The 13254-nt window shown below is 48.8% G+C and carries 10 protein-coding genes and 1 tRNA gene; 6 read left to right on the top strand and 5 right to left on the bottom strand.

Annotated elements, in window-relative coordinates:
* Positions 1 to 62: 62 nt before the first annotated feature.
* Positions 63 to 138: transfer RNA gene (locus tag EIH22_RS03055), tRNA-Arg, on the top strand.
* Between the two features lie 386 nt (positions 139 to 524).
* Here the strand turns inward: EIH22_RS03055 and EIH22_RS09135 are convergent.
* Together EIH22_RS09135 and EIH22_RS03045 are read right to left on the bottom strand one after the other, a co-directional pair.
* The gene (locus EIH22_RS09135; RefSeq protein WP_407640826.1) at positions 525 to 797 is read right to left on the bottom strand and encodes a tyrosine-type recombinase/integrase; all 273 of its coding nucleotides are present in this window, start codon (positions 795 to 797) and stop codon (positions 525 to 527) included.
* A gap of 50 nt (positions 798 to 847) precedes the next feature.
* Positions 848 to 1444, bottom strand: coding sequence for a hypothetical protein (locus EIH22_RS03045; protein ID WP_124054328.1), 597 nt, complete (start codon positions 1442 to 1444; stop codon positions 848 to 850).
* A 1027-nt stretch (positions 1445 to 2471) separates the two neighbouring features.
* Here EIH22_RS03045 and EIH22_RS03035 point away from each other — a divergent pair.
* The 4 genes from EIH22_RS03035 (at position 2472) to EIH22_RS03020 (ending at position 9799) form a co-directional block, all read left to right on the top strand.
* A complete protein-coding gene (locus EIH22_RS03035) occupies positions 2472 to 3281 on the top strand; it encodes a YcaO-like family protein (RefSeq protein ID WP_160149009.1) in 810 nt (269 codons plus the stop codon).
* A 65-nt stretch (positions 3282 to 3346) separates the two neighbouring features.
* Complete coding sequence (locus EIH22_RS03030; protein ID WP_235001748.1) at positions 3347 to 4537, top strand: MFS transporter; 1191 nt, start codon at positions 3347 to 3349, stop codon at positions 4535 to 4537.
* A 281-nt stretch (positions 4538 to 4818) separates the two neighbouring features.
* Complete coding sequence (locus EIH22_RS03025) at positions 4819 to 9534, top strand: hypothetical protein (RefSeq protein WP_124054324.1); 4716 nt, start codon at positions 4819 to 4821, stop codon at positions 9532 to 9534.
* Entirely contained in the window at positions 9518 to 9799 is a 282-nt protein-coding gene (locus tag EIH22_RS03020; protein WP_124054323.1) for a hypothetical protein, read from the top strand. Before EIH22_RS03025 ends, EIH22_RS03020 begins: the two co-directional genes overlap by 17 nt.
* Before the next feature lie 52 nt (positions 9800 to 9851).
* Here EIH22_RS03020 and mscL read toward each other — a convergent pair whose 3' ends face one another.
* The 3 genes from mscL to EIH22_RS03005 all read right to left on the bottom strand — a co-directional run bounded on the left by mscL (position 9852) and on the right by EIH22_RS03005 (position 11876).
* A complete protein-coding gene (mscL, locus tag EIH22_RS03015) occupies positions 9852 to 10259 on the bottom strand; it encodes a large conductance mechanosensitive channel protein MscL (RefSeq protein ID WP_124054322.1) in 408 nt (135 codons plus the stop codon).
* A 41-nt stretch (positions 10260 to 10300) separates the two neighbouring features.
* Positions 10301 to 11011, bottom strand: coding sequence for an SAF domain-containing protein (locus EIH22_RS03010; protein ID WP_124054321.1), 711 nt, complete (start codon positions 11009 to 11011; stop codon positions 10301 to 10303).
* A gap of 238 nt (positions 11012 to 11249) precedes the next feature.
* Complete coding sequence (locus EIH22_RS03005; protein WP_124054320.1) at positions 11250 to 11876, bottom strand: 5-formyltetrahydrofolate cyclo-ligase; 627 nt, start codon at positions 11874 to 11876, stop codon at positions 11250 to 11252.
* 105 nt (positions 11877 to 11981) lie between these two features.
* Here EIH22_RS03005 and EIH22_RS03000 point away from each other — a divergent pair, with 105 nt between their 5' ends.
* Entirely contained in the window at positions 11982 to 13193 is a 1212-nt protein-coding gene (locus tag EIH22_RS03000) for a molybdopterin molybdotransferase MoeA (protein WP_124054319.1), read from the top strand.
* The last annotated feature ends 61 nt before the right edge of the window (positions 13194 to 13254 follow it).

Raw genomic sequence — 13254 nt, 5'->3', positions numbered from 1 at the left:
GAGTGGGAGCATACATCTGAAATTGGGGTGTGTGCTCTCATTCCGCTAGACTAGTTAAGTCCGCCTTCGTAGCTCAGTGGATAGAGCACCGCTCTCCTAAAGCGGGTGTCGGCAGTTCGATTCTGCCCGGGGGCACCAAAAGTACCTATATTCAGGGATTTCTTGTAGATGTCTGTTATTGAGTGTTATTGAATATCGTGCAGTATCGAAGTTTACGAGAGTAGATAGGAGAGTAGATTTAAAATCTACTCTCGGATCAATTGACCGATAGTTTTAAGCACGGGTCTGACATTGACATAATCGGTGTAGGAACGTGCATTTACACGCTCGGAATGACCGAAGAAAGCAGCTCGTTCATCAGGACGAAGGTAGGGCGCGATGATGGTGTTCAACGTTCCTCTCCAAGCATGAGAGCGCACGTGTTGCAAAAATCCAAGTTCAGGATGGGTTTGTGCTATTCCTGTGTAATACTCACGAACTGCTTTGTGTACGCCTGCTTTATCCCATGGACGTTTACTCGTAGGTTACGGGTTTACAAGTTCACTGTCAGCACCTTTTCTAGCAATCAACCGCTGACCGACCTCGGGAACGAGTATAGGAATGGTACGCCCAACTTTAGTCTTTGATATTTTCGAAGCTACAGTCACCCATACAGTTCCGTCATTGTCCTGAGAGATATCGCCCCATGTTATTTGACGAGCTTCAGAGGCACGCAAGCCAGTAGCAAGCTGCAACTCGGTAATTTGGATAATTCTAGCGTGCCGTGCTTTTGCGGATTTTTTGTGAGCCTGCGGAATGTGCTCTTTACCAGGCAGAGGAGTATGGGGATCGTCATTGAGGACAAAGTTTAAGAAAGTTTGCCATTCATCCTGTGTTGGAAAGTATTTATTTCCTGAGTTTCACTTTTGAGAAAATCAAGGGACACGCCGCGTATGGGGTTGGATTGGACGAGTTGATGAAGGATCAACTGTTGGAAAACGTAATTAGACACAACTGATCGTGTTTGACGAGCCGTTTCAATCCCAACCTCATCGGCAATTACTTTGAGAGTTTTTATAAGCGATGGCGCTGTTGCGCATGAGGCAATCGATTTGCCTTTTGTGTAACGACGATAGTGAGCGAGCACACCGAGGTAACGTTCTTTGGAAGTGTCGGAGAGTCTTTTGGACTCGATGATGGGGAGTACCTCTTGGTCAAGGAAGTCCGTAATAGTATCTGCGGTTGACCAAGTTGATTTCATGTCAGCTGTAGAACGGAGAATATGGTCTACTTTTTCGTAAGCTCGCCTGCGAGCCTCGCCAGCGGTGGAAGCTTGTGAACGTTTTATGTGCAGCCTGCCCTCATGGTCTCGGATGCGCCACCTCAACTCGTAGTGATCTCCCTTTTTGATTGGAGTACAAGAATATATGGTGTGCGTTCCAGGTGCGAGTTTTACGTTTGACATACATGGAGAGTAGCTTTTACAGAGTGTCGTGCAATATAAGTAGATTAGCGTGCCTCACAGAATTTGATTATTTTAGCCGAGGTAAATATTGCTTTCTTTGCTGTTTAAAATTTCACGCTTCAAATACGTTGGCTCATTACCAGTAGAGTGATTCTAGGTGGTAGATTCGATTTTTCTGACCAAATTGGTGAACGCGTGTAGTTTGATTTATTAATTATATTATGCGATGGGTGAAGTTTTTTCGCTTATATTCTTGGTTATTTGAGCTCAAAGTGCACGAGAGTTAACACTCATTTTAGGTCAATTTATATAAAAATGTCTTGAATGATTGACAACTTTTTATTTTAAATTTTAAACTTAAGAAGTCACTCCACATTGTTCAAAGGAGAAAAATATGGGGCAGACAAAAACAATGAGTGGAAAGACTGGAATTGTTAAAGGTCATCCGATTACTACAGATGAATACGAAATCATGCTTGACGTAATTGAAAGCGAAGCTAAATAGCACTTTTTTAGGGCTCCGTAAACAAAAATTACGGAGCCCTAAAAAGGAATGATAAATTGTACAACGACTACGATATACAAACACGCGAACGTATTTCTTCGCCTCAAGACGCGATTAAAATTGCTTGTCGATGGGCCGAATCCTATGGCTATCAGTTAGAAAGTCGATTTATACACCAATCCCCTGTAGGTGACTTTATTACTACAGGTTCAACTTTAAAATCTCTCGATGGCAGAATTGTAAGCAAGGCGTCGGGAAAAGGAATTGGCGATCAGGCAGTAGCTTCAGGACTTTTTGAAGCTGTTGAACACGCGGCTACTGCTCACCGGATTCCGGGAATCTATTCCAAAATAATCCACACAAAGTTACAGGGGTGACGATCGCATTGGTGAAATTGACTATGCTTTTAAAGCGGCACAAACGCTTGCTAACGGGGAGGATCAAGACCTTCTGGAATTTTTCCCGCTTAATTCAGACTTGTCGATAGCTAGCACAAATAAACTTCTTTACCCTCGAATTTTAGTGGATATTTCGATTGATCTGGATGCAAATCCAGTAAAAATCGCACCATTGTCAGCCTATGCCAATAGTAGTGGCACAGCGGCAGGTTTGACTATTGAAGATGCTGCCTTGCATGCACTAAATGAAATCATTGAAAGAGATGCAGAGAGTCAATTCCTTCTTGATGTATATCGAAATCCAGATAGGATCAGAACTGTTGTTCTCGAAAGTCAAGACCCTTTAAATCAAAACATAAAACATATCTCAGATCTATCTAATGGGTCTGTATCTATTTATCTTCTAGAGTCACTGGCTGGTTTTGTTTTTTGTGCTGCCACAGAACCCCGTAACAATGAAGGAATCCTTGGATTCGGTTCATCTCAGTATCCTAGACTGGCTTTGATACGCGCTCTGACAGAACTTCAACAATATTACTGTGCAACGGAGAGAGGAGCTACTTGGCAGGATGAGGGGGGATTTCCATTGGAACAACTTTCTAAATATCCAAATATGCAAAGAATTGCGACACGCATCTTTCCTCTGGATGGGTTTTCTTCAATAGATTTTGATCATATTCAGAAAGATCAAATAGCACTAGAATCTCCTGTCGACACTCTCAAGCAAAAAGGTTTTACATCTTACGCGCGCCTAGCCTGGCAATCAGAAGACAAACAAGTATGCACGGTACAGATAATTGTTCCAGGAGCCGAATCTCTCTGCAATCTAGTTCTAGGACGCCCTATACTCCCCACGGGTCGCCTCCATAACACTAGCAATATCCAATATCTACGTTCACCACAGGATCTTACTAGCCAAAATATGACCTTGTAAGGATGTCGTTGTTTCATATGCTACGCCAATTAAATCCAAGTATTCTCCGTGTAAGTCGACGATTTATGACGGCTGGTCTTGTTGTCAGTGTCATGGGAAATCGTGTTATCGATGGATCATTTGATTCGCTGACAGCTCTGGGAGTAATCCCAATTGTTTTTCTTGCTCTTACGGGGCAAATTGGTGAGCTTGTTGTGTTTTTATTTCCTGCCTACGCACGTATTTTACGCCGATTTAGTCCTGATCTAGCACTTATCGCTACTGACATCACCGAGACTATACTTTCGACTATAGCCATTGCTGGAATTCTTGTTTTTCCTGATATAGCAGGATGGATTATGCTTGGCTATGTTTGGATTGGTCTTGCGCTAAGTCCCATACCAGATCTGGCTGATGAGTTCTATGGTGAATCTCTTGCGGCAGCAGATACTTCTGAGACGTTAGTTTTTAATACGTCCGTTGATTCGCTCCTCGCTTTCACTGGATTCGTTATTTTTAGCCCACTTGGTGCTTTGCTTGCAGGTATCGATGTTATTGTCGTTTTCGCGTGTAATATTGTATTGTCGCTGGTGGGTGCTAGTCTGCGGTGGCGATCGCGCTCGATTTATCCGATTCCGGCACCACGCGAGAATGTTGATATTGATGATTATGCACTCACGGGTGTGAGGGTGCCGCTAGGTCAGTTTTTCGCTGAACTTTTCAAATCAGGCGCAGCTTCTCCACTTTTATCAGCAATCATAGGAATAGCAACTGCGTGTTCAGGTTCCCTCTTCTTTATATGGGTATCCCGACTTGCTAATAATCCAGCCCACGGGATGGCAATAACACTTATCTGTTTCGGGTTGGGTGCCACAATAGGGCCACAGCTAGCAAGGATTTCTGTGAAAGTAGCTTCTACGAGGCGACTCCTACAAGGGCTCGGTCTAGCAGGCGCTCTTGCTGCTGGTAGCTTCGCTGTTCTTACAAGCATTTTAGATGTTACTTATGGTGTTGCAGTCGTTTTTGTTGGTCTTATGGCGGTTCTTTCCCGCGCAAGGATGAGTCTTTTGACCACATATCGACAGACGACATTTAAGGGCGAGAAGTTTCGACGTATCATGAGTTGGTCGTACGCCTTTGGAGCAGGTGGCACAATCGTGGGCATTCAATGTGCAACGATACTTAACGTCACTGAGTACCCTGCCGCAACACTCACTCTTGCAGCAGTATGCTGGTTAGGCGTCGCTCTTGTCGTCACTCCAACTTCTAATCGTTAAGCCGTTATGAGAGTTTTGACAGTATAGTCTTATTTCATATGGGTTAAATGAGGTGGTATAGATTGAATAGTATTATCTATCAGCCGTAAAGTAAAAGAATCTTAACAGAGCGCATCCTTGTGTTTAGATATATGTGATAAGGGTTACGAAATAGTGTGTCGGCAGTTCGATTCTGCCCGGGGGCACCAAACGGTTATCTCACTTCATCTAAGGGAGAACCTTTCAGTGATTTTCACGGCGCGCGTTCACCGTTTCATAAGGAAACAAAGTACGGTAAAAGGGTGAGTCCTTTCTTTCGTCGCAAGTCCAAGAAATCTGACTCTGCTAGCGATAACGCAGCAGGGTTAAAAAACCGTCGCGGTTCAGATCCTGCACCAGGGGTAGAGGAATCTAAGTCGCAACCCGATCAGCCGCTTAACGGAGCGAATGTGGGAACAGACGGTTCGCAATCTCAGAATCAACCGGGTGTTCAGCGCACCTCGATACTTTCCGATCGAAATGGAAGCGATGCGGCGTCGTCGAAAACCCGATCCCGTGATGAACTCATGGACATCGCTTGTTCCGTGTGGAGAAATGAACTCACTTTTAAGGTTGCCGAATCGGATGAGGCTGCTGTGGCCACGCGCGATGCTGGTCAGATCGATATTTCGAACGCACATCCCACCGGGTCTGCCAACCTCTATTCACACATGGAGACGCGTCTATCTAGCTTGATCAGAGAGCCTCATTCACTCGAACGCGCTAAAAAGAGACTCACCCAATTGCGCGGTATTGCAACGAAGCTCGAAGATGAACACGGTTACGCTCCGATTTCCTTGAGTGTTGGAAAGATTTCCTGGACGGAATTGCCTGAGCCTGAGGAAGCTCCATCCGAATGGACCGACGTTTACGAAGCAACTGGTGAATTGCGTCTTGCGCCTCGTGAGATGCAGAAAGTCTTGGCAGGCGAGCGGTCTGACCAGGTTGACGAAGCGCTCAAAAATCACAGCGAGAAGAGTTCGGCTGCCAAGACGGAGCGCGAATCTACGCAAGCTCCGCGAGCCGCGGTGGAGCGAAAAGCTGCGGCGCTGTTCCGTCATGTTCGGATCCAGTTCCTTTCCGATGGTGATGCCAAACTGCAGCTTTCTAGCCAAGCTCGAATTAACCCGGTTATCGAAAAAGCGCTTCGCATTAATGGAATACCTGCTGAAGACGTTGCCCAGCTCCGGCAGATGGCAACTCATTCCCAAAACGTCGACGAAATCATCGCCAGAATCGTCGAGCTTGGCCGTATCTATCTGCCAGGATTCTCCTACGAAGAGCAATCTATTATTGGTTTCTTCACCAGTCCAGCTCAAACAATGCTTACTGATTTCGAAGCAATGTTGCCTTATGTGCGTAGCTCGGGAGTAATGGCAGCGATTGCGGGCGATACAGAACGACGCAATCGCTCATCGATTCCCCTACCTGCAGGTCTGAGCGAAGATCGTATCCCAGAAGCAGAACGAGGTGCTGGTGACCACGATGTGCGTGAGCTTGATGCAATTGAAGCAGTTGCCTCAGGGCGCTCGTTGGTTATCGATGCGGCCCCTGGTACCGAACGAATTTCCACAATTGCTGGAATTGCAGCTGATGCCGCGGCATCAGGCAAGTCAATCATCTATGTCCCGTCACGAGCTTCTGCGGGCAAGAACCTCCGTGCCGAACTCGACAAAATTGGATTGGGTGAATTGGTACTCGACTTTACTGATGTCGAATCGGTCCCGTTGCGACTACGAACCGGATTGCGTCTGAACAAGCCTGAGATTGACGTCGACGCGCTTCTTGCCCTTAGAGAGGAGCTTATTGATACTCGTTCGAAGCTGAGTACCTTCGTTGATGATCTCCATGAAGTGGATGCGGAGTGGGGCGTCTCAGTGCACGATATGCTTGAAAAGCTCGCCCGACTGACCTCGGGACCTGAGGCTCCCAGGACGCGAGTTCGCCTCGGTTCTGAAGCAATTGAAGCGCTTAAAGGTGAAGGCTACGGCGAAGTGGAACGCGTCCTTGATCGTGCCAGCGAACTAGGTGTGTTCGATGCAGTAATGGCTTCTTCCGCTTGGGCAAAATCGCCAATTGCAGACGACGGCGAAGGAGCAAAAGCTCTGGAACGCGCGCGCCGTCTGTCAACGATTACCGTTCCGGCAACGATTTCGCAGGCTGCGCGTGCAGCAGGTGAAACTGGGTTGCGTCAGGCAAACAATCTTTCGGAATGGTTCGAGCAGATCTCTGTGCTCGAAGGTATCTCGGACAGCCTCGATACGTTTAAACCTCATATTTTTGAAACCTCTCCAATGGACATGGCGATTGCTACTGCCACCAAGGAATGGCGTGATTCGCATGGACACTCAATGAAGAGTGGCGAACGTCGAGCATTAAAGCGTCAAGCTGAAGACTTGTTACGACCAGGTGCTACGCCGCGCGATCTTCATTCAGCACTGATGCTGGTCCAAGAACGCCGTGAGATCTGGCGCCGTTATACCCACGACGGCGGATGGCCAGCTTTGCCTGATGGCCTTGCGCAGATTCGTCATACGCGAGACGAAGTCCGCACTGAGCTGGGTCTTCTTTCTGAGCAGGTTGGGGGAATGGACTTCCTTAACTTGCCGTTTAGTGACCTAGAAGCCCGTCTCAAGGAACTTGTTACTGATGCGCCTCATATGGACTCACTTCCTGAGCGCAATGCGGTAACGAAGAAACTGACGGAACAAGGATTTGCACGTTTCGTTGAGGATTTGCGGAATCGATCAGTGCCGGTGGAAATGATTCACGCTGAGCTTGAGCTTGCAAATACTTCTTCAATTTTCGAGCGTTTGATTACGAAGTCTGAAGTTCTAGCTGCCTTTGGCCCTCGGGATATCGCAAATCTGCTTTCACGTTTACGCGAATTGGATTCGCAGCATGTGGCTGCACTAGCAGGACCTGTTCAGCTAGCGGCTATCAATGTGATGCGGGAAGTGGCTCGTGCGCATCGAGACGATACCTTGCGCCTAGATGCAGTGCTTAGTCAGTACGATATTGGCGCACTGCGCGATGCTATTGCCACTTATGCACGCCTAGTTCAAGTTGCGCGACCAGTATGGATTGTTCCACCTGTGATGGTTGCGGAATACATTCCGCCAATGCCGTGGTCAGATATCGTGGTGGTTGACACCAACGATTCAGCAACGATGGCAAGTGTTGCGTCAACGGTTTTGCGTGGATGCCAAGCGGTTATTGTTGGGGATACTCGGCGCTCGTCACTGATTCGTGGCGAGGGTAGGAATAGCGCTGCTCAAGATTCTGGTCATGAATTGGTTCTCGAAGCAAATGCGATTGATGCTTTCTCTGCTGTTTTGCCGGTTGTGGAGCTTCCTACAGGACGTGTTCAGCAAGACGAACTTTCAACCCGTGCACTGATGAACCACGGTTATCAAGATCTTTATCACCCGATCCCCGCTCGTCCGAACACTCGTGCTTCGAGGCTGGTTGTGGTGGATGGTCGAGGTGTTCCGAGTTCGTCTGGTGATGGCGCAATCGAGGGCACAAAACCTGAGGTAGAAGCTGTGGTGGACGCCGTCGTCGAGTATGCGTTGGATCAAAATACTGATTCACTTGCTGTGATCACTGTTTCGCCGGTTCATGCGCAACGGGTTCGCGATGCACTTCAAGAGACTCGTGCTAAATCGATTGCTCTTGATCGCTTCATGAATCGGGCTCAAACTGAACCGTTTATGGTCCTTGATATTTCGCAGGCGAGTGGTATTCGTCGAGACCATATCATTTTCTCACCTGGGTTCGGGAAGACTGTGCACGGTCGAGTTCTTCATTCTTTCGGTCAGCTTGCCGAGCCTCACGGTTTGATCGGGTTGGTTGACGCGATTGAGTCTCCGCGGCGTTCGATGACGGTTGTGAGCTCGCTTGATGCTGGGGATATTGATGTTTCTCGAGTTTCGACTCCAGGTCCACTCTTGCTCGCTGACCTGCTCAACTATGCGGGTGGCGAGAGCGTTTCTTCCGCCTCTGGATCTGCAGAAACAGATTCGCCGTTACTTTCTGACCTGGCAGAACGTCTAAATTCGGCCGGTTGGAAGACTCTGATTGACTATGGTTTCGAAGGCTCTCAACGTATCCCATTGGTTGCGGGCCACGATGATTTCCCAGGTACGTGGGCTGTTGCCGTCTTGCTTGACGACGCCGACTACGTGGCTGAGAAATCTTTGCGCAATCGTGATCGCTATCGTATCGAAGCATTCGAAAAGCGCGGATGGGATGTTTACCAAACCTTCTCGACTTCATTGTTCATTGATCCGGTTGGTCAGGCGGATGCTGTAATCGCGATGCTTGAAAAATTGCGAGGTAAACCGGCGGATTCTCCACTTACCGTTCCAAACTTGGAGGAAACTGCCGATAGTCAGTGGATTGAAGTTTCGAATACGGCCGAGTTCGGTGCCGGAACTGGTGAGATGGGGACTCTTGCAGGAGATATGCAAAGTATTCAAAAGACGATTGTTGCAGTCCCGCGTGGACCACGCCCGAGTGTAGTTCCAGGTTTGCAACTTGCCGCTTATACTGATGATCAGCTTGACGAAATGGTTGAATGGATTTCTTCGGACGGAATCCCACGAAATGCGGATGAGCTTGTTCAATCATTGCGCGATGAGATTGCGCTGGTTCGCCGTGGGAGCCAGTTTGATGTTGTGCTCCATAACGTTGTTCGCCGCTCAGGTCTAGCTGTTGAAAAGGTCGCTGACGATGTAATTGTCGTTACCTCGGCCGGCGTGGTTAATGAAGGTCATAACGACGACGGTACTAATACTCTCCACGGGGTAGGAACCGTTACTGATGATTCAACGCACGCACAAGATGTAGTAGCCGATGAGGAGCTTGCAGGTAAAGACTCTGCTGCTGATGTTAATTTTGCATACGAAAGTGCTGTAGGTGAAGCAGATGCAGAGAACGCTGAAGTGGAGACGAACGGCGATGAGCATCAGCGATAAAGCTAGCTCGGGGTCTCGTCCAAAGCGGGTGGTGCGTCTATCTCGAATAGATCAGAAGCGGCTTGATAGGGGAGAGATTCAAACTCCTGAAGAGGCACTGCATATTTATGACGCTCCTCCTGTACGCCCTGAAATCCCCAACCGGGATGGGCAACGCGGGAGCGGTAAAGGCTCACATAGCAGTGCGGGCCAAGCGATTAATTCGCTTAGCCCGCACGAGCGTGAGTTACTTGAGAATCTTCCTCCTCATTTTGGGAAGATCTAGCAACATTTAGTTTGGAAGTTAGCTAATCTCGACTGGCGAATTAGCCTAACAATTACAGACCAGGGGTGTTGTGTTGCGCATTTTGCGCAAGCAAGTCACGGATTTCGGTAAGAAGTGCGACGTCGTCTGCTGGAGCATCTTCAACAGCGTCTGGGTTTTCGTCACGCTTACGGTTGAGTTTATTCATTGGAGCAACTACGAAGAAGTAGAGCGCAGCAGCAACAATAAGGAAGTTGACGAGTGCGGTAACGATGGTTCCCGGCATGATCATTGCGCCGTTGACAGTGAAAGCACCGACTTGATCGAAATTAGGCTTGCCGAAGATAGCAGCGATGAGTGGCATGAGGACTTTGTCGGTTAGGGCTACGATGATGGGACTGAATGCGCCTCCGATGATAACGCCAACTGCAAGGTCAATGACGTTTCCGCGGCTAATGAATTCTTTGAAGCCTTTAAGCATGATTTTCCTTCTCTCTCGTGGATTGGGAAAAGAAGTCCTCACTATCCCGCAAGCACGGCACGTAGAGGCGTCCTTGCTCCAATTCCAATTACTAGCCTAGCTGTATCGTTTGGGATTGCGACCATCAAAGATGATTTGTTAGTAAAGTCATCAAATAGTGAATTGCTACGATCTGATGGGGAAATCGTAGACATGACGATGGCATCTTTTGCAAGTAGCTCCGCGTCTAATTCATCCGAATTTTCCCTTGGCGGAGCGTAGATATCTATCCGACTTCCTTCCTTCAATATCGCAAGAGTGGCGTCATCGGCAAGTGAAATAGTAGTGATCACCGTGTTTGGTGGAGCGTGGCTCGAAAATGATGAATCGAGGAACTGGCTACGAACCACGGGCATGCCCTTTGGCAGTGGTGCAACTATACGTTGCCCTGATGCGTCGTCTAGATTCGAGATAGTGTTTTCGGGAAGGATCTTAGTGGGAAGTTGAACTATCTCTAGGTTGTGTGAATCGAGTACATCACCGGTGCTCAGCTCTGTTTTTGCAACGACGACGTTTTCCAAAGTCACGGACGATGACGATACGTAGGTCAAGATACTTTGGACGAATGCGCCGATCACGAGTGCAAAGACTACACAGCGCCATCGCCAAAGTACGGCGCGGATTGGACTCGAACGCCGGCTGTGCCGTGCAAAGTTGATTGTTCCTTTATCTGTACCGGGTTTTTCACTGTGGTTTCGACGGGGTTTCTTCATGCCTTAACGGTCGCAAAACCATTCTGGGTGAGGGGAATGGGGGCGAAAAATTGTGGTTAGCGATGTCATCATAAATAACTGTGGACAACGAAGTATGTCGTGAAACTGTGGAGCACACACGAAGCCACGAACTCACAAATTACGAACGTACAGAAGTGTGAACGCATGATACTACGCACTTATGAAACCGCAAACAGACGAGCGTGAATCCCTGGAAGCTGGTCAAAACCAGCTGGGCTTACTTAATCAGCGATGTTTCTACGATTTCGCTCGGGCGCAGCACATACGGAATCTGGACGTCAAGCTCGGTTTGTGGAACATGACCATCAATGAGCTCTTCTGGAAATACCATTGCGCCAATTTTGGTACGCTCACCGACCTCTTTTAGAGCACGGTCGTACCAACCGCCGCCTTGACCGAGGCGCTCACCATCGCGAGACATGAGCAGAGCAGGTAAAACTAGCACATCCACCTCAGTGAGAATATCGTTGTCGAAAGCTGGGCCGGACGGCTCCGGCGGGCGACCAGGTGCCATTTGAACGAGATCGTCTAAACCTTTGAAGTATCCCCAAGCGCGGGTAAGACCTGGGCCAAGTTTTGGCAAAAGCAGGGTTTTACCTGCGTCTGCGATTACTTTGCACAGCTCGAGCGTCGGTGGTTCGTAATTAGTGGAAACAAAACATGCAACGGTTTTCTGATCTCCAATGAATTCAAGAACTGTATCTTTCCAGAGCTCGGCAAAGTTGGCACGAGCTTGATCGCTACGCTGCTTGCGATGCTCACGCACATGGGAGCGGAGAATGTCTTTTGCCTCTTCTTGATCAAGGTGAGAAACATCCGGAAGATGCAGAACTAAATTTGGCATGATTCGATTATCCCACGGTTGAGGCAGGATAGGAATTATTACGCCCCCAGAGGACTGGCACGTTATGCTGTCTATAGGAAAGATACGCCGAACTAAAGGAGCGTCATGAAATCGGTAGCAGAGCATCTTGCTGAGTGTCTGGCGGTTTCGAGCCCGCTGCCACCGTTTAATGTGGCAATTGACGGCGCTGTGGGCTGTATGCTTGCCCAGGATGTGAGATCGCTCGTGGATGTGCCTCAGGCAGATCTAGCAGGTCGTGATGGATATGCCGTACGCATCGAGGACGTTTACGGTGCTTCGGAAACAAGCCCGCGCGTTTTACCGGTGGTAGAGGAAGTTCGCGCCGATTCCATCGAGCCATCGGCGCTGGTTAGTGGAACTGCAGTGAAGATTTCGTCGGGAGCTCCGATGCCGCGTGAGGCTAATGCCGTCATCCCTATCGAAGCTACAGACGGTGGTCGAGCTGATGTAACAATCAGGGTTTCAGCTGATCATGGTGCGAATATCCGCGCTCGAGCAGAAGATCTCGCTGCTGGAGAGGTAATCCTTAAAGAAGGTGTTCGCATTGGATCGCGCCAGGTGGCACTCCTTGCCTCTGCGGGTCACGCAACTGTGTTGGTTAATCCAAAACCGCGCGTCGTCATTATGTCCATTGGTGATGAACTTCAGGAGCCGGGCAGACCGGCGCGTCAGGGAAAGATCTATGACGCAAATTCGCACGCTCTTGCGATGGCAGTGTCCGACGCCGGTGGCGAAGTTTACCGAGTCGGACAGGTTTCGGACGACAAACGCGAGCTTCGAGAAATGATCGAAGACCAACTCGTTCGCGCAGATATCATCATCACTACCGGAGGTCTTTCCTATGGTGGTGGCGATACCTTAAAAGAAGTGCTTTCGCCACTTGGCTCAGTGCGCTTTGATAATATTGCGATGGCTCCTGGGCGCCAGCTTGGTGTTGGACGCTTGGGAGATACCACGATTTTCTGTCTTCCTGGATCGCCGGTTTCTGCGCTAACTAACTTTGAGGTCTTCATTCGCCCATCTCTTCGCCAGATGGCTGGTCATACTCATATTCATCGCCGCTCGATCAAGGCTTCTGTAATTCGTGGTTGGGAATCACCGCTCGGGGTGGAGGAGTTTGTCCGTGCTAAAGTTTTGGGAAACCCGACGCGCGGTTACCAAGTCGAACCGACGGCTGAGCCAGGAAAACCATTGCTCACTGGGCTCTCCGAAGCGAACTGCTTGGCCGTTGTGCCGGCGTCGCAACGTTCAGTTGCGATTGGTGATGTTCTTGATTGTATGATCCTGGATCGATAGCCGAGTTCTGGTGGCGTAGCGACGGCCTGTTACAGATGTTTCTAATGTGACGGTTGGGACT

It is taken from the genome of Arcanobacterium ihumii (assembly GCF_900604515.1).
In the GTDB taxonomy this organism is placed as follows: domain Bacteria; phylum Actinomycetota; class Actinomycetes; order Actinomycetales; family Actinomycetaceae; genus Arcanobacterium_A; species Arcanobacterium_A ihumii.
Note: the sequence above shows the minus strand (reverse complement) of the source record. Positions and strands in the feature narration are given on the sequence as shown.